The 19,836-nt window shown below is 70.8% G+C and carries 18 protein-coding genes; 10 read left to right on the top strand and 8 right to left on the bottom strand.

All coding sequences use genetic code 11. The features are described 5' to 3' along the window. Nucleotides 1-19: 19 nt before the first annotated feature. From JJL56_RS22130 to JJL56_RS22095, 8 genes are all read left to right on the top strand, one after another. The gene (locus tag JJL56_RS22130) at nt 20-793 is read left to right on the top strand and encodes an ATP-binding cassette domain-containing protein (protein ID WP_200486303.1); all 774 of its coding nucleotides are present in this window, start codon (nt 20-22) and stop codon (nt 791-793) included. Then, the gene (locus tag JJL56_RS22125; RefSeq protein ID WP_200486302.1) at nt 790-2,004 is read left to right on the top strand and encodes an NnrS family protein; all 1,215 of its coding nucleotides are present in this window, start codon (nt 790-792) and stop codon (nt 2,002-2,004) included. Before JJL56_RS22130 ends, JJL56_RS22125 begins: the two co-directional genes overlap by 4 nt. A gap of 26 nt (nt 2,005-2,030) precedes the next feature. Next, the gene (locus JJL56_RS22120; RefSeq protein ID WP_200486301.1) at nt 2,031-3,221 is read left to right on the top strand and encodes an NnrS family protein; all 1,191 of its coding nucleotides are present in this window, start codon (nt 2,031-2,033) and stop codon (nt 3,219-3,221) included. A gap of 423 nt (nt 3,222-3,644) precedes the next feature. After that, nucleotides 3,645-4,151 (top strand): sigma-70 family RNA polymerase sigma factor, encoded by a 507-nt coding sequence (locus JJL56_RS22115; protein ID WP_200486300.1) that lies wholly within the window; start codon nt 3,645-3,647, stop codon nt 4,149-4,151. A 65-nt stretch (nt 4,152-4,216) separates the two neighbouring features. Next, complete coding sequence (locus tag JJL56_RS22110) at nt 4,217-5,098, top strand: FecR domain-containing protein (RefSeq protein ID WP_200486299.1); 882 nt, start codon at nt 4,217-4,219, stop codon at nt 5,096-5,098. 112 nt (nt 5,099-5,210) lie between these two features. After that, a complete protein-coding gene (locus tag JJL56_RS22105) occupies nt 5,211-7,721 on the top strand; it encodes a TonB-dependent siderophore receptor (protein ID WP_200486298.1) in 2,511 nt (836 codons plus the stop codon). After that, a complete protein-coding gene (locus JJL56_RS22100; RefSeq protein WP_211111937.1) occupies nt 7,721-8,944 on the top strand; it encodes an efflux RND transporter periplasmic adaptor subunit in 1,224 nt (407 codons plus the stop codon). Before JJL56_RS22105 ends, JJL56_RS22100 begins: the two co-directional genes overlap by 1 nt. After that, on the top strand, nt 8,941-10,878 hold the full coding sequence (locus tag JJL56_RS22095) for a MacB family efflux pump subunit (RefSeq protein ID WP_200486296.1): 1,938 nt from the start codon (nt 8,941-8,943) through the stop codon (nt 10,876-10,878). The genes JJL56_RS22100 and JJL56_RS22095 overlap by 4 nt, the downstream gene beginning before the upstream one ends. A gap of 113 nt (nt 10,879-10,991) precedes the next feature. Here the strand turns inward: JJL56_RS22095 and JJL56_RS22090 are convergent, their stop codons facing one another. From JJL56_RS22090 to JJL56_RS22055, 8 genes are read right to left on the bottom strand one after another with little or no spacing between them, the layout of a single operon-like run. After that, entirely contained in the window at nt 10,992-11,855 is an 864-nt protein-coding gene (locus JJL56_RS22090; RefSeq protein WP_200486295.1) for a metal ABC transporter solute-binding protein, Zn/Mn family, read from the bottom strand. Further along, on the bottom strand, nt 11,852-12,742 hold the full coding sequence (locus JJL56_RS22085) for a metal ABC transporter permease (protein WP_200486294.1): 891 nt from the start codon (nt 12,740-12,742) through the stop codon (nt 11,852-11,854). Before JJL56_RS22085 ends, JJL56_RS22090 begins: the two co-directional genes overlap by 4 nt. Continuing rightward, nucleotides 12,739-13,467, bottom strand: coding sequence for an ATP-binding cassette domain-containing protein (locus JJL56_RS22080; protein WP_200486293.1), 729 nt, complete (start codon nt 13,465-13,467; stop codon nt 12,739-12,741). Before JJL56_RS22080 ends, JJL56_RS22085 begins: the two co-directional genes overlap by 4 nt. Beyond that, complete coding sequence (locus tag JJL56_RS22075) at nt 13,464-14,384, bottom strand: metal ABC transporter solute-binding protein, Zn/Mn family (protein WP_200486292.1); 921 nt, start codon at nt 14,382-14,384, stop codon at nt 13,464-13,466. Before JJL56_RS22075 ends, JJL56_RS22080 begins: the two co-directional genes overlap by 4 nt. Then, nucleotides 14,381-14,944, bottom strand: coding sequence for a DUF6162 family protein (locus JJL56_RS22070; RefSeq protein ID WP_200486291.1), 564 nt, complete (start codon nt 14,942-14,944; stop codon nt 14,381-14,383). Before JJL56_RS22070 ends, JJL56_RS22075 begins: the two co-directional genes overlap by 4 nt. Nucleotides 14,945-14,966: 22 nt before the next feature. Continuing rightward, nucleotides 14,967-15,284, bottom strand: a complete 318-nt coding sequence (locus tag JJL56_RS22065) for a hypothetical protein (RefSeq protein ID WP_200486290.1) — start codon at nt 15,282-15,284, stop codon at nt 14,967-14,969. Next, nucleotides 15,281-15,739 carry a hypothetical protein gene (locus JJL56_RS22060; protein WP_200486289.1) on the bottom strand — a complete coding sequence of 153 codons (459 nt, stop codon included), beginning with the start codon at nt 15,737-15,739 and terminating at the stop codon, nt 15,281-15,283. Before JJL56_RS22060 ends, JJL56_RS22065 begins: the two co-directional genes overlap by 4 nt. Then, complete coding sequence (locus JJL56_RS22055) at nt 15,732-16,868, bottom strand: PepSY-associated TM helix domain-containing protein (protein ID WP_200486288.1); 1,137 nt, start codon at nt 16,866-16,868, stop codon at nt 15,732-15,734. Before JJL56_RS22055 ends, JJL56_RS22060 begins: the two co-directional genes overlap by 8 nt. Nucleotides 16,869-17,235: 367 nt before the next feature. On the opposite strand from JJL56_RS22055, the gene JJL56_RS22050 reads away from it, so the two are divergent. Then, the gene (locus JJL56_RS22050) at nt 17,236-18,663 is read left to right on the top strand and encodes an FAD-linked oxidase C-terminal domain-containing protein (protein ID WP_200486287.1); all 1,428 of its coding nucleotides are present in this window, start codon (nt 17,236-17,238) and stop codon (nt 18,661-18,663) included. A gap of 58 nt (nt 18,664-18,721) precedes the next feature. Then, a complete protein-coding gene (locus JJL56_RS22045) occupies nt 18,722-19,804 on the top strand; it encodes an ABC transporter substrate-binding protein (RefSeq protein ID WP_200486286.1) in 1,083 nt (360 codons plus the stop codon). Nucleotides 19,805-19,836 lie beyond the last annotated feature (32 nt).

The raw sequence follows: 19,836 nt of genomic DNA, 5'->3' as shown, positions 1-19,836 counted from the left end.
CCTTGAAAGGCACCCTGCCATGACCCGGGAAACGACGGACGCCCCCCCCTCCCTGACGCTGTCCGGCATCGGCCACGCCTATCTCGGCCGCACGGTGCTCGACGCCGTGGACCTGTCGCTGGCGGCGGGGGAGGTGGCGGCGCTCGTCGGCCCCTCGGGTTGCGGCAAGAGCACGCTGGCGCACATCGCCGCCGGGGTGGTCGAGCCGTCGCGGGGCCGCGTCGCTCGGCGTTACCGCCGCCACGGCATGGTGTTCCAGGACCCGCGCCTGCTGCCCTGGGCGACGGCGCGGGCCAACATCGCCTACCCGCTGCGCCTGCTCGGCCTGCCCCGCCGCGAACGGCGGGAGCGGGCGGAGGAGGCTGCGCGGCGGGTGGCGCTCGACCGCGCCGACCTCGACAAGTATCCCGTCGAGCTGTCGGGCGGCATGCGCCAACGCGCCGCCATCGCGCGGGCGCTGGCGATCGGTCCCGACTTCGTCTATTTCGACGAGCCCTTCACCGCGCTCGACGTCGCGCTGAAGCGCCGCATGCAGGATCTGGTGATCGAGGCGGCGCGCGGGGCGCGGTTCGGCGCCCTGTTCATCACCCACGACCTGATGGAGGCGGTGCGCATCGCCCACCGCGTCGTCGTCATGGACGCCCAGGGGCGCGGCATCGCCGGGACGCGCGCCGTTCCCGGCGAACCGGGCGGGCGCGACGAGGGCACCGTCTACCGGCTGGTCGCCGGGTTCCTGTCCGACGACCCGCTGTTCCGCCACATCCACGACATCGACGAAAGGCGGACCCCGTGACACACGCGATCCGTACCGCCCCCGCGCCGGCCCTCACCGGCATCCTCGGCGACGAGGGGCTGCGGCTGTTCTTCCCGCTCTCGGCCCTGCACGCCGCGCTGTGGCCGGTGCTGTGGGTGGTGGTCAACGGCTTCGCCCTGCCCTTCGACGGCGCGATCCCGCCGGGGATGTGGCACGCGCACGAGATGCTGTTCGGCTCCTTCGGCGCGGCGGTGATCGGCTTCATCACCACGGCGATCCCGGAATGGACCGACAGCCGGCGGCTTCAGGGCCGCGCCCTCTTCGCGCTGGCGGCGCTGTGGGGGATCGGGCGGATCGCCGGGTTGCTCGGTGCCGACGGGGCGGCCGTCGTCGCCGCGGTGGCCGACACGGCGTGGCTTGCCGCCCTGCCCGTCTACGTCGCGGCGGTGTCCTGGCGCAAGCGCACGAGCCGGCTGCTCGGCATCCTCCTCTGGCTGAGCGCGCTGGCGGTGTCGGGTGCCATGGTCCACGCCGCCTTCGTTCTCGGCGACGTGGAGCGGGCACAGGCCGGGCTGCACGCCGCCGGGCTGGTGCTGCTCGGGCTGCTCGGACTCGTTCTGGCGCGCATTTCGGTGCCCGTCACGAATCTCGTCCTCGACCCCAGCCAGGGCAGTTCGCCCTACCGGCCACATCCGGGGCGACTCAATCTGGCCCCCGGTCTGGTCGCCATCGCGATCGCCGGTCAGATCGCCGGGCTGTCGCCGGCGGTGGGCGCCTATCTGTTCGTCGCCGCCGGGGCCGCCTTTCTCGACCGGGTCGCCGAAGCCTTCATCGGACGCGCCATCTTCCGCGCGGAAATTCTGGCGCTGGCCGGATCGAGCCTGATGGCGGGTGCCGGGTTGCTGCTGGTCGGCGCCTCCCGGCTTGGGGCCGGATTCACCGAAACGCCGGCGCTGCACTTGGCGCTGATGGGCGGGCTGGGCCTCGGCGTGCTGGCGGTCTTCGCCATCGCCGGGCTGTTCCACACCGGCCGGACCTTTCCCCTTCCGGCGGCGGCACGCCCAGCCATTGCGCTGCTGATCGGGGCCGTGGCCCTGCGGGTCCTGCCGGAGCTGGGCCTCCTGCCGGCGCCGCCCGGACCGCCCCACGCGCTGGCGGCGCTGTTCTGGGCGGCGGCCTTCCTGCTCTGGCTCAAGGTCTATTGGCCCTTCCTGTCGCGGCCCCGCGTGGAGGAGGCCGCCGTGTGCTGACCTCACGGCGAGACAGGCGAACCCCGATGAAGCCCCCCTCTCCTTCCAAAGCCGGCTGCGGCCCCTTCCTCCTGTTCGGAGCGCTCTACGCCGCCGCGCTGGTCGCCGTCTGGGTGCCATGGTTCCTCGGCCTCATCGGTCCGGAAATGGCGTTCTCCCCCTCCTCCTGGCACGCGCACGAGTTTCTGTTCGGCTTCATGCCGGCCATCATTGGCGGCGTTCTGCTGACGGCGGTGCCGAACTGGACCGGACATCCACCTCTGGCCGGCCGGCTGCTGACCATGCTGTTGGCCGTCTGGATCGTTGGGCGGCTGGGCTTGGTCGGATCGACGGCGCTGGAGCCGCTGACCGTCGCGCTGCTTGCCCTGCTGTTCCCGGTGGCCCTCATCGCCGTGGCCGGCCGGGAATTCATTCTGACGAGAAACGGCCGCAACCTGACAATCCTCGCCGTCCTTGCCGTCCTGGTCGGCGCGCAGGGCCTGTTCCATTGGGAACTGTGGCGCTTCGGGCGAAGCGCCCACGGCACGCGCCTCGCGGTGGCGGCGCTCCTGACCTGGACTGTGCTGGGGGGCGGGGTCATGCCGGGCATCGCCGGAGGCTGGCGGAAAGCGCGCGGCGCCTCCCATCCGCAAGTTCCCTCCTCCCGCTTCGACGGGGTGACGATGGGGTTCGGGCTGCTTTCCCTCGGGATCTGGATCTTGCAGGACGACGATGTCTTGAACGAACGCCTGACCGGCGCCCTGCTGCTGGCCGCCGGATTCGCGCTGACGGCGCGGCTGGCACGGTGGCGACCGCGCCACGCGCCGTCCGGGCGGTCCGTGACCGTCCCGCGTGTTTCCTACGCCTTCATCCCGGCCGGGTTCCTGCTGGCGGCCTGGGCCTCGCTGAGCGGCGATACCGCCTTCAACGCTGCGGCGCTCCATGCCTGGACCATGGGCGCCATTGGCGGCATGGCGCTGACGGTGATGACGCGGACCGCTCCCGGCCACACCAAGCTCGCGTCCACGGCCTCCCGGCTGACGACCGGCATCCACCTCGCCGTGGCGGCGGCGGCCTGCGCGCGGATCGCCGCCGCACTCGACCCGCAGCGCACGATGCTGCTGATTCCAATGGCGGGTGCCCTGTGGATCGCCGCCTTTCTGACGTTCGCGCTGCTTCATGGGCGGAGATCTGGCCGGTGGATGAGCGAGCCCGTGCGACCGGCGACACCGGACTGAGGGCATGTCCGCGGCAGGCTCGTCCCTGGCGGTGCCGATCGGGATGCTCCTTTACGCCGAGCAAGGGCGCGCGGCGGGAGCGGCGCTTGCTCGACCGGCTGCACCGCGCATGGCGACTGGCCCTGCAGCAACACTCTCGATCCTTTCCAGGCGCCTGAGGCGGCTCGCTCCCCAGAAGGTCAGCGCATAACCTCCACGAACACGTTCCCAGCCGTGGCGAACCGGAGGACGGTCAGCGGCAGGTCCCCGGGAGGCGCCCCGGCGATCGCGTACAGGATTCCCGACATAAGGACGATCGCCGCCGGCCGTCCCCTCACCCTTCCCAGCAAAGAAATTTTTACCGGGCAATGTATCGATTGCGAATGATTCGCATTCGTGGTTATGAGGGGTCGCAATCTTCTGGGAACGGGTGATGCCCACGTTATGGCTGAAAGAGACCGGACTTCCCTGCTGGGTCTGCTGCTCGACCACTACGAAGAGATGACCGGCCATCTGGCCCGGCGCCTGGGGTCGCTCTGCCTCGCCGAGGATGTCGTGCAGGACACCTATCTGCGCCTGCGCAGCCTGACCGCGCTGCCGGAGATCGACAACCCGCGTTCCTACCTGTACCGCATGGCCGACAACATCGCGCTGGACCGGTTGCGCGCGGAAACCCGCCGGGGGCGCCGCTTCGCCCCGGTGGAACTGGGGCTCGACCGTCCGCTGGACGAGCCAGACGCCGAGGCGACGCTGGAGCACAAGCAGCGGCTGGAACGGCTGAGCCGGGCGCTGGACGAACTGCCGCCGCGCTGCCGCGAGGTGTTCCTGCTTCACAAATTCGACGGGCTGAGCCATGCCGACATCGCCGCGCGCCTCGGCATCTCGCGCAGCATGGTGGAGAAGCATGTCATGAAGGCCCTGGCCCATTGCCGCGACCGGCTGGCGCTCTGATGGAGCGCGAGCGCGACCAACCGGACTTACCGGAGAGCCCAAGGGACGCGGCTCTGGCGTGGTTCGTGCGCCTGGAATCCGGCGACGCCGATCCGGCGGACCGCCGGGCCTTTCACGCCTGGCTGGCGCGGGACCCGGCCCACCGCCGCGAATACGACCGGCTGGCCGGGCTGTGGGGCGATCTGGACCGGGTGGCCGACCCGCGCAAGGAACGCCGTGCCGCGCCGACGCGCCGTCGTTTCCTGGCGTTCGGCGCCGCTGGCGGGGCGGCGGTCTGCGTCGCGACGCTGGGCGGTGCGGTCGTCCTGACCGGCTGGCCCGGCGACCTGAAGACTGGAATCGGCGAGCGACGGACGGTGGCGCTGGACGACGGCTCGGTCCTCACCCTGGACGCCGACAGCGCGCTGTCCATCGCGTTCACCGCCGGGGAACGGCGCGTCCGTTTGACCGAGGGGCGAGCGCATTTCGTCACCGCCCCCGACCCGCAACGCCCCTTCGTCGTGACCTGCGCCAACGGGCGCGTCGCCACCGCCGACGCCAGATTCGTGGTGCATCGCTGCCTGGATTCCGTTGTGGTGGCGGTGGAAGCCGGAACGGCCAGCCTGACGACCGGTGTGGAGCCTCCGCTTTCCATCACCGCCGGGCAAAGCCGGTCCTACGGCCCCGATGGCCCTGGTCCTCTGTTGAGCCAGGGCGTGGCGGTGGAGAATGCGTGGCGGCACGGCCGGCTGGTCTTCCAGGGACAGCCGCTCGACGCGGTGATCGCGGACATCAACCGCTACCACCCGGCCCGCATCGTGCTGTGGGACCGCCCCCTCGCCGGCCTGCGCTTCGACGGCAGCGTGGACATCAGCAGGCCGGACGCGGCTTTGAACGCCATTCTGCGCACGCTGCCCTTGCGCACTCTGCGCCCTGTTCCCGGCTTGGTAATCATCCGTTCCGCCTAACCGGTTCGTAGCAAGTTTTTTCAAAATCGAGGTGAGGGGAATCTCATCGACCAACGTCGTGACTTGCATACGCGAAAATGCAACTCATTCGCAAAACGACGGGGTCTTGGTGATGATCGACGGTGGGGGGCGCCTGCTGCGGGGGCAGACGGCGCAGGGCAACAAGGTGTGGGGGAACAAGGTGCGGAGTGGTTGGGCTCCGGCGCTGCTGGGCATGCTGCTGGCATCGACCGCGCTGCACGGCGCCTTGGCGGCGACCGTGACAACCGGGGAAACGCCCGCTCAGGTGGCTCAGCAAGGGCGGACCACCACCTTCGCCATCGCCGCCGGGCCGCTGCCGGGTGTGCTCGCCGCTTTCGGGCAGGCCACCGGCTTCCAGGTGCTCTATCCCTCTGACATCGCGCAGGGCGTCTCCTCGCCGGGGGTGACGGGCACTCTGGCGCCCCAGGACGCGCTGATCCGTCTGCTGGCCGGCACCGGCCTGATCGCGCGCTTCGTCGACCCAGACACGGTGACGCTGGAGAAGCTGCCGGCCCAGGCGGGAAGTGCGGCGGTGCTCGACCCGGTGACCGTCCAGGGCGGGCTTTCCCGCGATCCGGGCCGCAGCGAGGGCACCGGCTCCTACACCACCGGCTCGACCAACAGCGCCACCAAGCTGAACCTGACGCCGCGCGAGACCCCGCAGTCGGTCAGCGTGATGACCCGCCAGCGCATGGACGACCAGGGGCTGAACGAGATCCGCGACGTCCTCAACCAGACGGTCGGCGTGTCGCGGTTGCAGGCCGGCGCGTTGGGCAGTGACGGCTCCGAAATCTTCTCGCGCGGGTTCGCGGTCAAAAACTTCCAGGTGGACGGCATCCCACGCTCGACTGTGTACGGCTTCGACGACTCCATCTCCGACATGGCGGTGTTCGACCGGGTCGAGGTGGTGCGCGGGGCGACCGGCCTGCTGAACGGTGTCGGCGATCCCTCCGCCGCGGTCAACATGGTCCGCAAGCGCCCGACCCCGGTCCTCCAGGGATACGCCGAGGGGCAGATCGGCTCGTGGAGCCGCTACCGCGGCGAGGCCGACCTGTCGGGTCCGCTGGCCGAGAACGGCCGCCTGCGCGGGCGCGTCGTCGGTGCCTATCAGGACAACGACAGCTTCATCGACCGCCTGCACGAGCGCAAGAAGGTGCTCTACGGCGTCCTGGAGGCCGACGTCACCGAGGACACGACCTGGAGCGTCGGCGTCGAGTACCAGAAGCACCGGTCCGACGACGCCTCCCGCGCCGGTTTTCCGCTGTTCTACGCGGACGGGACGAAGACCAACTTTCCCCGGTCCTACAACAGTGGCGCCAACTGGGCGTACTTCATGCACGACAACCTTACCGTCTTCAGCGACCTGAAGCACCGCTTCGGGAACGGCTGGACGGCGACGCTCAACGTGGAGCGCAACAACCGCGAATATGACGGCCTGCTCGGCTACGCGGTGCGCGGCAACCTGAACCGGGACGGGTCCGGCATGGGGATCTGGCCGGGCCGCTGGAACTCGGACCTGGAGCAGACCTCGATCAACGCCGACGTCAACGGACCCTTCGAACTGTTCGGACGGCAGCACGAACTGATGGCCGGCGTCGGCGGCTATTACGCCAAGCGCAAGGGGCTCGATTACCCGCTCTGGTACATCACCGGCTACGACACCTCGATCCCCAACTACTTCACCTGGAACGGCAACATCGCCCAGCCGACGCTCAACCCGACCGGCTGGTCGCAGACCGACGAGCGGCAGATGGCCGCCTATGCCGCGACCCGGCTGCGCCCGACCGATGCCCTGTCCTTCATCCTCGGCGGCCGCATCAGCCGCTGGTCGCAGGAGGAGAAGAGCCACCCGAACACGGGCGTGGCGACCTTCAAGAAGCGGTCGGAGAACGGGGTGTTCACGCCCTACGCCGGCATCGTCTACGACGTGACCGACATCTGGTCGGTCTACGCCAGCTACACCAGCATCTTCAAGCCGCAGGACTACAAGGACGTCAGCGGCCAGACCCTCGACCCCCTGGACGGCGACGCCTACGAGGCCGGCGTGAAAGCCGAGTTCTTCGGCGGCGCCCTGAACGCCAGCGCCGCCGTGTTCCTGATCAAGCAAAACAATCTGGGCGAGGTCGATCCCGGCCGCTTCACCCCCGACGGCGGGCAGGCCTACCGGGCGGTCAAGGGTGCGGAAAGCAAGGGCTTCGAGCTGGAAGTGGCCGGCGAGGTGATGGCCGGCTGGCAGGTCGGCGGCGGCTACAGCCACACCACGGTCAAGAACGCCAACGGCCAGCGGATGATGACCTACGTGCCGCAGGACACGTTCAAGCTGTTCACCACCTACCGGCTGCCGGGCGCCTTGGACCGCGTGACGGTGGGCGGCAACATCAAGTGGGAAGGCGACATCCACAACGGGACGGGTGCCCGGCGGTATGACCGGGACGGCTACGCGGTGGTCGATCTGATGACGCGCTATCAGATCACCGAGAAGGTGGCGGCCACGCTGAACCTCAACAACCTGTTCGACGAGAAGTACCTGACCAGCATCCAGACCAACGGCTATTACGGCGAGCCGCGCAACGTCCTGCTGTCTTTGCGGGCGACGTGGTGATGACGGCGCGGCGGGCGGCGGCCTCCGGCTCCCGGCGCGGTGTCCGCCGCGGCCTTGCCGCCGCCGCGCTGGTCCTCGGCGGGCTGGCGTCCGCCGCCCTGTTGCGCCCGGCCGATCCCGCCGCCTCGGCGGAGGTGGCGGTGGTCGGCCGCGGCACGGTCGAGGACACGGTGACGGCGCTCGGCAAGATCCAGCCGCGCGCCTACGTCGACGTCGGCGCCCAGGTGTCCGGCCAGCTGACGCGGCTGCATGTGACGGTCGGTCAGATGGTCCGCGAGGGCGATCTGCTGGCCGAGATCGACCCCGCCCTGCAACAGGCCAAGGTCGAGGCCGGGCGCGCCGAGCGCGCCCGCCTGACCGCCCTGCTGGCCGAGCAGCGGGCGCGCGCCGACTTCGCCGAGGCCCAGCTGGCCCGTCAGGCGGCTCTGCGGCGCAGCGGGTCGGGGCGCGGCGAGGCTTACGACCAGGCCCGCATGGAGGCGCGCATCGCCGCCGCCCAGGTCGAGGCGACCCAGGCGCAGATCCGCCAGACGGACTCGACCCTCCAGGCCGACGAGGCGCAGCTCGGCTACACCCGCATCTACGCGCCGATGAGCGGCACGCTGATCGCGGTGGACGCCCGCCAGGGCCAAACCATCAACTCCGCCTACGAGGCTCCGGTCCTGATGCGGATCGCCGACCTGTCGGCCATGACCGTGTGGACCCAGGTGTCGGAAGCCGACGTGACGCGGCTGGCGGACGGCATGCCGCTCTACTTCACGACGCTCGGCCATCCGGGACGGCGCTGGACCGCGCGCCTGCAAGAGATTTTGCCCGCCCCGCCGAAGCCGCCCGCCTCGGGGAACGGCGGCGGCTCGTCCCCGTCCGGGGGCGGCGGGGCGGCCAACAGCGTCGTGCTCTACACCGCGCTGTTCGAAATCGCCAATGACCAAGGGGAGCTGCGCCCGGACATGACCGCCCAGGTCTTCTTCGTGGCCGCCGCGGCGAAGGACGCTGTCACCGTGCCGGTCGCCGCGCTGACCCCGGCCGACGACGAGGCGGCGGGACGGCACCGCGTCTCTCTGATCGGCGCCGGTGGCGCGGTCGAGACGCGCGAGGTCCGCGTCGGGGTGCGCGACCGCTTCAACGCCCAGATCCTGGAAGGTTTGGCCGAAGGCGAGCGGATCGTGGTGGGCTGGAAAACCGACGACGGCCGCCCGCCCAAGATCGGGTTCCGGCTGTGAGCGGCCCGCTTCTCGTCCTGGAGGACATCCGCAAGACCTACATAAGCGGCGGCGGCTTGGCGGTCGAGGTGCTGCGCGGCGTCTCCCTGACCGTCGAGGCGGGAGAGTTCGTCGCCATCGTCGGCAGCTCCGGCTCCGGCAAATCGACGTTGATGAACATCCTCGGCGGGCTCGATCGTCCGACCTCCGGGCGCTACCGCGTCGATGGACGCGACGTGACGGCGCTGGAGGGCGACGAGCGGGCGGCGCTGCGGCGGGACGGGTTCGGCTTCGTCTTCCAGCACTACCATCTGATCCCCGGCACGACGGCGCAGGAGAATGTCGAGATGCCGGGCCGCTACGCGGGCCTGCCCGCGCCGCTGCGCGAAAGCCGCGCCGTGGAGTTGCTCGGCCGCCTGGGGCTGGAGGAGCGGCGCCATCACCGCCCCAACCAGCTTTCGGGCGGCCAGCAACAGCGCGTGTCGATCGCGCGGGCGCTGATGAACGACGCCCCGGTGATCCTGGCCGACGAGCCGACCGGTGCTTTGGACAGCGCCAGCGGGGCGGAGGTGGTGGCGCTTCTGCGCGAGCTGTCCGCCGCCGGGCGCACGGTGATCCTCATCACCCACGACCGCAAGGTGGCCGAGGCCGCCAGCCGGGTGATCGAAATGCGCGACGGCCGCATCGTCGCCGACAGCGGCCGCCCGGCCCCGCCGCCGGTTGGCGCCTTCCCTGCCCCGCCGGAGCGCGTGGTGGCCGGCGCCTCCCTGTGGACCGACGCGGGGGAAGCCCTGTCGGCGGCGCTGCGGTCGCTGGGTGCCAACGGCTTCCGGACGGCGCTGACCCTGCTCGGCATCGTCATCGGCGTGGCGTCCGTGATCGCGCTGCTCGCCATCGGCGAGGGCGCCAAGCAGGCGGTGATGGCGCGGGTCGGCGCGCTGGGGGTGAATCTGGTCTTCGTGCTGGCGGGCAGCGGCGATCCCCGCCTGCCGGCCACACCGCTGACCGAAGCGGACGGCGAGGCCATCCTGCGATTGCCCAACGTCGAGAGCGTGATGCCCTACCTCGACACGCCGGTGATGGTCCGCCACGGCAACATCGACCACCGGACCGAAGGGCTGGCGACCTCGGCGTCGCTGCCGCTGACCCACCGTTGGCCGGTGGCCCAGGGGGCCTTCTTCACCCGCGCCGACGAGCGGGCCGGGGCGGCGGTGGCGGTGCTCGGCCACGGCGTCGCCGAACGGCTGTTCCCGCGCGGGGAGTCGCCGCTGGGCAAGCACGTGCTGGTGAACAACATTCCCTTCCTGGTGACCGGCGTGATGGCGAAAAAGGGCGACCTGACCGGCAACCAGAGCACCGACGACTGGGTGTTCGTGCCGCTGTCCACGGGCGTGCAACGCCTGATCGGCAAGCCGGACCTGCAACTGATCCTGGTCTCGGTGCACGACGTGGGACGGATCGAGCGGACCCGAGACGCCATCCACGCCCTGCTCTCCGAGCGCCACGGTCAGGAGGATTTCCAGATCCGCGACGTGACCGCGCGCATCCAGGCGGCGGCGGAGACCCAGGACACCATGACGCTGCTGCTCGGCTGCGCCGCGGTGATCACCCTGCTGGTCGGCGGCATCGGGGTCATGAACATCATGCTGGTCAGCGTGACGGAGCGCACCCGCGAGATCGGCATCCGCATGGCCGTCGGCGCCCGCGCCGCCGACATCGAGCGGCAGTTCCTGATGGAAGCGGCTCTGGTGGCTGGATTGGGCGGGCTGGTCGGGGTGGCGCTGGGGCTGGCGGGCGGCGCGGTGATCGGGCTGCTGGCGATGCCGGTGGTCTTCACGGCGACCGCGATCGCCGGGGCGGTGGCCTCCGCCGTGCTCACCGGCATGGTCTTCGGCCTGATCCCGGCACGCCGCGCGGCGCGGCTCGACCCGGTGGCGGCGCTGGCGAGCGAGTGATTGGGGTGTCGGGGCGTTGCCCCCATCCCAACCTTCCCCCGCCGGGCGGGGGAAGGAGCTTGTTCCCCTCCCCCGCCCAGCGGGGGAGGGCAAGGGTGGGGGTTGGGATTGCTTCAGCGCAACCCCGCCTCCAGCTGCTCCGCCATCCGCGCCAACGCCGTGTCCATCGCCGCCGGCGGACCGCTCTCCAGACTGTCCAGCACGAGCAGCCGGGCGCCGCCGTCGGCCACCGCCCGGACGATCTCCGGGGCCGGCTGGCGGTGGTGAAGCACCACGGGAATCGCCTCGGCCTTCAGGGCGGCGGTCAGCTCGGCCAGACGCTCCGGCGTCCAGTCGCGGTCGTCGCGGGTCCAGACCCGGCGCAGATCCAGCCCGAGATCGGCGGCCAGCGTGGCGAAGCGGTCGGACAGCGCCGCCGCCGACGGGTCCGGCAGCGCGGCGAACGACTGCGCCGACTGGGACGACACCATCAGCAGCCCGCGCTTCAGGGCGGCGAGATTCGTGTCGATGGCGGCGGCGGACCCAGGATAGAGGCGCCGCAGGTCGGCGGCCAGGATGTCGGCCATCCGCCCGGCGTTGGCGATGCCCAGCCAGGGGAAGGCCGCACCGTCGTTGACCGCGATCCCCGGCAAGGCGCCGTCCACCGGCCGGGCGGCGTCGATCTCGACGAGGCGGATGTTGGCGCGCCGCGCCAGCGGATAGAGCGGGTCCTCGCCCCAGGCGGAGCGCAGGGTCAGCACCGCGTCGGCCTTGCGGGCGGCTTCCGCCAGCCTGGCCTCGCCGCGCCCGCTCAGGAAGGCGTGCTGGCGCCCCATGGGGATGGCCGGCGGAACCACCGCCTCCACCACCACCGGCGTGCCTTTCGTCAGAGCCTGGGCCAGCCCGGCGGTGACCGGGTGACCGGCCAGCACCGTCTCGGCGGACGCGCCCGCCACCGTGGACAGCAGCAGGAGCGCCGCGAGCGTGACGCACTTCATCCCTCTTCCCCCTTCATGAACAGGCGCGCCAGCAGCGCGCCCAGGAACAGCAGCCCCGCCGCCAGGATGATGGCACCGCCCGACGGCACCGGCAGGGCGAAGTGCACGGGCAGCAGGATTCCGGCCACCGCCGCCACGCTGGCGAAGGCGACCGACAGCAGGAAGAAGCCGCGCAGCGACGAGGCGACGACCCGCGCCGCGGCGGCGGGAATGACCAGAAGCGCCCCCACCAGGATGGCCCCGATGATCTTCACCGACGCGACGGTGACCACCGTCACCAGAACGATGAACAGATAGTCCAGCCCCTTCACCGGCACGCCGCGCACCCGCGCCAACGCCGGGTTGAAGCTGGCCAGCAGCAGCCGGTTGAACAGCGGCAGCATCAGCGCGGTCACCCCGACAGCCACAGCCAAGAGGACGGTCAGGTCGCGGTCGTCCACCGTCAGCACCGAACCGAACAGCACATTCTCCAGGATGTGGATGTTGACCCGGCTGGCCAGGATCAGCAGCAGGCTGGCGCCCAGCGCCAGCGACACCGACAGGAAGACTCCGATCAGCGTGTCGGAGGTCAGGTTGCTGCGGTTGCGCGTGTAATTGACCAGCAGCGCGAACAGCAGGCAATAGCCGAACAGGCTGGCGTAGGGGCCGGTGTAGGGCTCCCCCACCAGGATGCCGATGGCGACGCCGGTCAGCGCGGCGTGGCCGACCGCCTCGGAGAAGAAGGCCAGCCGCTTGGTCACCACCAGCGTGCCGAGCCCGCCGAGCACCGGGCCGATGACCAAACCGCACAGCAGCGCGTTGACGAGAAAGCCGTGGGTCAGCCCGGCGGGCAGCAACCCGGCCCCGGCCCAGCCCTGGACCAGGGCGCGCAACGCCTCGAAGCTCATGACGCGATCCTCTCGGCTCCAGTGCGGCGTGGGATGGCGGAGAACAGGTCGAACACCCGCTCCGGCGACAGCATCTCCAGCGGGGCGCCGTCGAACAGCACGCGCCGGTTCAGGCCGGTCACCCGCGTCGCCAGCCGGCGCACCTGGGCCAGATCGTGCTCGACCCAAAGGACGGTGGTCCCGGCGGCGGACAGCTCGGCCAGCAGCGTTTCGAAGATGGCGATCCCCGCCTCGTCGAGCGCGGTCATCGGCTCGTCCAGCACGATCAGGTCGGGCGCCGGGATCAGCGCCTGGGCGAGCAGGACGCGCTGCCGCTCGCCCCCCGACAGGGCGCCGAAGCGGCGGCGGGCCTTGCCGGCCATGCCGACGCGGTCCAGCGCCGCGCCGTAGCCCATGCGCCGGTCCGGCCCGAGGAAGGCGGGACGGCGCTGGCACAGCACGGCCAGGAAGTCCTCCACCGTCAGCGGCAGGCCGCGGTCGAACTCGACCGATTGCGGCACGTAGGCGACCGTGCCCGGCCCGTCGCCCGGCCAGTCGAGCCGGATGGTCCCGCGGTGCGGCGCCTGCCCGAGCAGGGCGCGGATCAGCGACGACTTGCCGCCGCCGTTGGGACCGACCACCGCGTGCACGGTGCCCGCCGCGACGCGCAGGGACACGCCGTCGAGGATCACGGTGCGGCCCAGCGTCAGGTCCACCCGGTCGAACAGGATGGCGGGACCCGTCACGGCGCCGCCTCCGTCATCGCCAGAACCAGCGTGTCGAGGTTCCGGGCCATCTCGCGCTCGAACAGGTCGGGCGCGTAGTCGCCGTGCGAGATGTGGGAGAAGGCGTAGAGCCGGATGCCGGTCTCGCGCCGGATCGTCTCGACATAGGCGCTGGGGAAGTTCAGCTCCGAGAAGATCACCTGCACGTCGAGCTTGCGCATCGTCGCGATGGTCTCGGCGAGCTGGGCCGGGCTGGGCTCGATGCCGTGGGCGGGCTCCACGACGGCGGAGACCTCCAGCCCGAACTCGCGCAGCAGGTAGTCGTAGGCGCCGTGGATGGTGGCGACGCGCAGGCTGGCGGTGCCCGCCGTCGCCAGCTTCGCCAGCGCGTCGGCCCGCAGCTGGCGCAGGCGGCGGGAATAGGCGCGGGCGTTGGCGGTGTAGGCGGCGGCGTTGTCCGGGTCCATCCTGCCCAACTCGCGCGCGATGGTGGAAACCTGGAGCACCGAATTGGTGATCGACAGGAAGCTGTGCGGGTTGACCACCTTCCCCGCCGCCCGCGCCGCCGTTCCCGCGGCGGGCAGAAGCGGCACGTCGGCGTTGGCTTCGACCACCGGCAGCGCCGGCTTCGCCGAGGCGGCGATCATCCGCCCGGCGAAATCGTCGTGCCCGATGCCGTTCAGCACCATGGCGTCCAGCCCGCCGATGCGGCGGATGTCCTCCGGGCGCGGCTCGTAGGCGTGCGGGTTGAAGCCGGCGGGAATGACCGGCACCACCTCGGCCGCGTCGCCGACGATGTTGGCGACGTAGGAATAGTAGGGGTGCAGGGTGACGCCGATGCGACGGCGCCCGGCGGGAGCCGCGGTGGCACGGGCGGGAATGGCCGCGGCGGCCAGGGCGCCGGCCAGGATCAGGCGGCGGTTCGGGAGAAGGCTCATCGGGTCACCCCGGCGGTGAAGGTGGAGACGATCCGCTTCCAGCCGGCGGCGGTCAGCGCCGCGTCCTCCGGCGGGGCGGGCGGGGCTTCGGCGGCGCGCTTCAGCCAGATGTCGGCGCCATGGCCGTCCAGCCGCAGGACCAGGGACCCGGCCAGTTCCGGTGCGGCGGAAACGCCGGCATAGACGATCCCATCGCCGGTCCCGTCGTCGGTCTCGGCAAGGGTCCAGGCGTGCCCGCCGCGCGCCGCGGCGCTGGGGTCGGCGGCGAAGGGCGGCAGGGCCTCGGCGGCCAGTTCCTCCGGCGTCGGCGCCCGGCCCTCCGCCGTCCGCAGGGCGGCGATCTCCTCGCCCGCCGCCTTCAGATCGGCGTAGAGGCCCTGCTCGGCGGCGGTCAGGCCGGTGCGGGAGTCGACGAGGTGGGCGGCCAGCGGGGCGTCCGCGTCCGGAGCGGCGCGCAGCCCGACTGCCAGGGTGGCGGACGCGAGAATGGCGCCGGCGGCCAGCAGGACCCACAGGGTCTCGCGCTCGGCCCCGGCGCGGCGGACGATCTGGTGATGCATGGTTCCGGCTTCGCTGAGGGCGCTACTTGATCGCCGTGTGCTCGATTTCGACGGTGTGGCCGGGGCCGGCGTCGAACAGGACGTAGAAATCCTGCGCGGGGCGCTGGAAGGACAGCGTGGAATCCGGCCCCAGCTTGCCTTTGACCAGCACCTGCTCGTCGTAGGCGATGACGTCCAGCACCACGCCGGGCGCCTTCGAGCCGTCGGAGAAGCCGCCGGTGCATTGCACGGTGTCGCCCTCCGCCATCCGGCATTCGCAGATCGGGTAATGGGCCTCCGCCGCACCGGCGGCGCACAGGGCGAACAGCCCCGCCAGGGCGAACAGGCGGTGGGTCTTCATCGCTTTCCTCCGAAAATCTCGCCCAGCGGCAGGGACGCCTGATGCACCCCGCCGCTCCAATCCTCCATGGTCACCCACAGCTCCTCCGTGCCGGCCAGCTCGTCCGGCACGGTCACGTCGGCCTCCCGCTCATAGGGGTTGCCGAAGGCGAGCGCGCCCGCGGTGCGCAGGCTGCGCGGCTTGCCGACGCGCAGGAAGACGCCGCGCACGCGGTCGATGTCGGCGGGACGGATGTGGATGCGGTACTCCTTCATCCGCTCCCCGGTCGGCATGCGTCTGGGAGTCTCGTCGTAGGTCGCCAGCGCGACAGGAAAGGGGCCGACCGCGACGTCCCGGCGGATCTCGGGCGGAACGAAGATCGGCTTCGGACTGAAATAGTCGGGGAGGAAGGGAAGCGGCACCAGCATCATCAGGGCGCTGAGATGGAACTTGCCGCGTTGCCAGAGCTTACGCATTGGACGACCCCTCCGCCAAGCGCAGCCCCCGCACCGCCTCGACCGTGGCGCGGGCGGTCCGCTTCATCCAGATCAGCATGCCGCTGAAGACCAGCGTGGTCATCAGCAGGCCGAAGGCGAACCACACCAGCTTGACCGGCAGGCCGCCGAAATCGCCGGTGTGCAGGGCGCGCATGATGGTGCGGGTCAGCTCGATGCCGGATGCCGCGTCCATCCCGCCCTCGATGATGATCACCTCGGCGGTGAAGGGATTCACCCGGACATAGTCGGGCAGCAGCGGCACCTGCCCGCTGGACCCCGCCACCGTCGCCGGGTCGTAGGCGGTGCCGGGCAGCCACAGGTAGCGCAGCCGCATGTCCGGCAGGGCCGCCTTGGCGCTCGCCAGGACGGCGTCGACGTCCGGCCTCGGCGCGGTCGCGGTCACCGGGATCTGGTCGCGGGCCAGCAGCACCGGCGCCTTCCCGCCGCCCAGCCCCATCCCGAGATGGAACAGCATCATGTAGATCAGGAACCACAGGCTGGTGACCGAGATGACCGCGATGAACCAGATCGACCATGTGCCGGCGACGCGGTGCAGGTCGCCCCACATCACGCGCGGCGCCTGCCGCCAGCGGATGCGCGGCTGATAGAAGGATTTCCAGAACCGCTTGTAGACCACCAGCCCGGTGACCAGCGACCCGACGAGTGGAATGGCCAGCAGGGTCACGAGGTACCAGCCCACGGGGAAGGTCATGAGCCAGCCGTGCAGCGCGCGGAAGAAGCTCTGGAACGAGTTGCCGGTGGACACCCCCTGCACCACCCCGCTGACCGGATTCACCCAGGCGGTGGTGGAGGTGCCGTCGGGCATCGCCATCCGGGCGCCGACCGCCATGTGCGAGCCGCCCCAGCTCAGCGAACTCACCCGTCCGCCCGGCGCCGCGGCCTCGGCGGCGGCGATCAGCGCGCTGGCCGGCAGCGGCTCCCCGGCGCCCGACGCCCGCATGGCGGGATTGACCAGCCACATGATCTCGGTGCTGACCACGGCGATGGTCCCGGTCAGGCAGACGAAGAACAGGAACGCCCAGAGGGGCATCGCCAACCAGGAGTGCCACAGGAACCACAGCCGCGTGCGCGACTTGCCGACGCTCATCTCGTCCTCTCAGAAGGAACCACCAATCCTCCTGTTCAGACGAACGGACACGCCCCCCGCCTCACGCCCAAATGCGAAGAATTCTCATTTTCGGTTGAAGGCTCCTGGCCAAGCACCGTCGCATCAGCGCGAGCGAGGCAAGTTGAGGGGCGTCGCCATGGCAAACCCCGTACCCGCCCCCCTTCCATCCCGCCCCCTTCCCGTCCTGCCACCGAGGACTTGACGGTTCCGCGCCGACGCTTCCGGGGACCGAAAATTCGCACGCTCCGCAAAAAGAGGTTTGTTGGAGCACAAAACTCAAGTTATCATATTCCAGTTGATGCAATCGCATTGCGATTAGATAACGGATAGATCAAGGAGATCGCGCGTGGACGTGATCGCTGAACTGACGAGCCTGATCGGCGCCGACGCCGTCCTGACCGCCCCCTCCGATCTGGATGCCGTCACCGAGGACTGGCGCGGGCGCTATCGCGGACCGGCGCTCTGCCTCGCGCGTCCCGCCAACGCCGGGCAGGTGGCCGACGTGGTGCGCTGCTGCGCCAAGCATGGCGTGCCGGTCCTGCCGCAGGGCGGCAACACCAGCCTGTGCGGCGGCGCCGTTCCGTCGGAGACGGGACCCGCCCCGGTCATCCTCAGCCTGACCCGCCTGCGGGCGATCCGCGCCATCGACCCGGTGAACAACACCATGGAGGTCGAGGCCGGCTGCGTCCTCGCCACCGTGCAGGAAGCCGCCGCCGCCGCCGGGCGGCTCTATCCGGTCAGCCTGGGCGCCGAGGGCTCCTGCCAGATCGGCGGGACCATCGCCACCAACGCCGGCGGCACGTCGGTCCTGCGCTACGGCAACACGCGCGAGAACGTGCTGGGGCTGGAGGTCGTGCTGGCCGACGGCACGGTCTGGTCGGGCCTCTACGGCCTGCGCAAGAACAACACCGGCTATGACCTGAAGCATCTGTTCATCGGCTCGGAAGGCACGCTCGGCATCATCACCGCGGCGACCCTGAAGCTGCATCCGCTGCCGACGCGCCACGCGGTGGCCTGGGTCGGGATGGCGTCGCCGGAGGACGCGCTGACCCTGCTGACCCGCGTGCAGGGGCGCAGCGCGGCGCGGCTGTCCGCCTTCGAGATGATCAACCGCCTGCAGCTCGATCTGGTGGCCGGCCATGTCCCCGGCCGCCGCAGCCCGATCGAGAGCGAGGCCGACTGGCATGTGCTGATCGAGCTGTCGGACAACGGCTCCGGCGAGGCGCTCGACGCCGAACTGCAGGCGATCCTGGAGGACGCCTTCGCCGACGGCCTGCTGAGCGACGCGGCGCTGGCCTCCAGCGAGGCGCAGCGCCACGCCATGTGGGAGGTGCGCCACAGCGTGTCGGAGGCCAACAAGAAGGCCGGCGTCGGCCTGACCACCGACTGCGCGGTGCCACTGTCGGCGGTGCCCGCCTTCATCGCGGCGGCGACCGCGGCGGTGCGCGCGCTGGTGCCCGACCTGCCGGTGATCGTCGTCGCCCATCTCGGCGACGGCAACGTCCACTTCATCCCCTTCTTCACCTTCGACGCCTGGGAGGCCGCCGCATCGGGCGACCGCGACGCGCTCGCCGCCGCGCTGCGCCACGCCGTCAACGACGAGGCCGCCCGGCTGAAGGGCACCTTCAGCGCCGAGCACGGGGTCGGCCGCGTCCAGCTCGCCGAGATGGCCCGCTACAAGCCGCCGGCGGAGCTGGCGCTGATGCGCGCCGTCAAGCAGGCGCTCGACCCGCAGAACATCTTCAATCCCGGACGGCTCCTGCCGCCCGGCTGATTTCCCCTGTCCTCCCCCGCCCATCCGCCGTCCCGGCCCATCCTCGAGGAGTTCCGACATGAGCACACGTCAAACCGGCTGGTCCCGCCGCACCCTGCTGAAAGCCGGCGCCGCCGGCACCGCGGCGCTCGCCATGCCGGCGATCTGGAGCCCGGCCCGCGCGCAGAACAAGCGCATCGTCGTGCGCGACGACGGCGGCATCTACACCAAGGCCTATGGCGAGGTCTTCTACAAGCCCTTCACCGCGGCGACCGGCATCGAGGTCGTCGGCGTCCAGGCCAACGCCGAGCCGACGGCGCAGATCCGCTCCATGGTCGAGGCGAAGTCCTACACCTGGGACATGGCCAAGATCAGCGAGCCGGCCATCCTGATGCTGACCAGCGGCGACAAGCCGATGCTGGAGAAGCACGGGCTGGAGAACGATCCGGCGGTCGCCGGCATTCCCAAGCAGTACATGTCGGAGTACGGCGTCGGCACCAACGTCTACACCACCGTGCTGGCCTACCGCACCGACGCCTTCAAGGGCCGCAAGGCGCCGGCCTCCTGGAAGGATTTCTACGACGTCGCCGGCGTCTCAGGCCGCCGCGCCCTGCGCAAGCATCCCTTCGACACCATCGAGCAGGCGCTGATGGCCGACGGCGTGCCGACCGGCGAGGTCTATCCCTGCGACTTCGACCGCGCCTTCAAGGCGCTGGACCGCATCAAGAAGGACATTCCGATCTTCTGGACCAGCGGCGCGCAGGTCGAGCAGATGCTGATCTCCGGCGAGGTCGATCTCGTCCCGACCTGGGTGTCGCGCCCGCAGGCGGCGATCGCCACCGGCGCTCCGGTCGGCATCGTCTGGGACCAGAACATCTGGGGCCTCGACAACTGGGCCATCCTGGCCGGCACCCCGAACGCCGACGCCTGCCGCCAGTTCATCAAGTTCACCTGCGATCCGAAGCGGCAGGCGGAGCTGGTGAAGTATTTCCCGGCCGGCGTCACCATGCCCGACGCCTTCAAGCACATCGACGCGGCGATCGCCCCCAACTGCCCGACCTTCCCGGCGAACATCGAGAAGGGCGTCAAGATCAACGCGCAGTTCTGGCTGGACAACCAGCAGAAGGCGCTCGAGCGCTACAACGCCTGGCTGCTGAGCTGAGGCGACGGGACGCTCCGTCCCGACTGAGGACC

The sequence above is a fragment of the Azospirillum aestuarii genome, from assembly GCF_016632405.1.
Classification (GTDB): Bacteria; Pseudomonadota; Alphaproteobacteria; order Azospirillales; family Azospirillaceae; genus Azospirillum; species Azospirillum aestuarii.
Note: the sequence above shows the minus strand (reverse complement) of the source record. Positions and strands in the feature narration are given on the sequence as shown.

Coding starts and splice junctions, on each gene's coding strand:
- JJL56_RS22055 (WP_200486288.1), bottom strand. CDS start 16,868: ATGAGCGTCGGCAAGTCGCGCACGCGGCTGTGGTTCCTGTGGCACTCC.
- JJL56_RS22105 (WP_200486298.1), top strand. CDS start 5,211: ATGATCGACGGTGGGGGGCGCCTGCTGCGGGGGCAGACGGCGCAGGGC.
- JJL56_RS22115 (WP_200486300.1), top strand. CDS start 3,645: ATGGCTGAAAGAGACCGGACTTCCCTGCTGGGTCTGCTGCTCGACCAC.
- JJL56_RS22090 (WP_200486295.1), bottom strand. CDS start 11,855: ATGAAGTGCGTCACGCTCGCGGCGCTCCTGCTGCTGTCCACGGTGGCG.
- JJL56_RS22065 (WP_200486290.1), bottom strand. CDS start 15,284: ATGAAGACCCACCGCCTGTTCGCCCTGGCGGGGCTGTTCGCCCTGTGC.
- JJL56_RS22060 (WP_200486289.1), bottom strand. CDS start 15,739: ATGCGTAAGCTCTGGCAACGCGGCAAGTTCCATCTCAGCGCCCTGATG.
- JJL56_RS22130 (WP_200486303.1), top strand. CDS start 20: ATGACCCGGGAAACGACGGACGCCCCCCCCTCCCTGACGCTGTCCGGC.
- JJL56_RS22085 (WP_200486294.1), bottom strand. CDS start 12,742: ATGAGCTTCGAGGCGTTGCGCGCCCTGGTCCAGGGCTGGGCCGGGGCC.
- JJL56_RS22120 (WP_200486301.1), top strand. CDS start 2,031: ATGAAGCCCCCCTCTCCTTCCAAAGCCGGCTGCGGCCCCTTCCTCCTG.
- JJL56_RS22075 (WP_200486292.1), bottom strand. CDS start 14,384: ATGAGCCTTCTCCCGAACCGCCGCCTGATCCTGGCCGGCGCCCTGGCC.
- JJL56_RS22100 (WP_211111937.1), top strand. CDS start 7,721: ATGACGGCGCGGCGGGCGGCGGCCTCCGGCTCCCGGCGCGGTGTCCGC.
- JJL56_RS22070 (WP_200486291.1), bottom strand. CDS start 14,944: ATGCATCACCAGATCGTCCGCCGCGCCGGGGCCGAGCGCGAGACCCTG.
- JJL56_RS22045 (WP_200486286.1), top strand. CDS start 18,722: ATGAGCACACGTCAAACCGGCTGGTCCCGCCGCACCCTGCTGAAAGCC.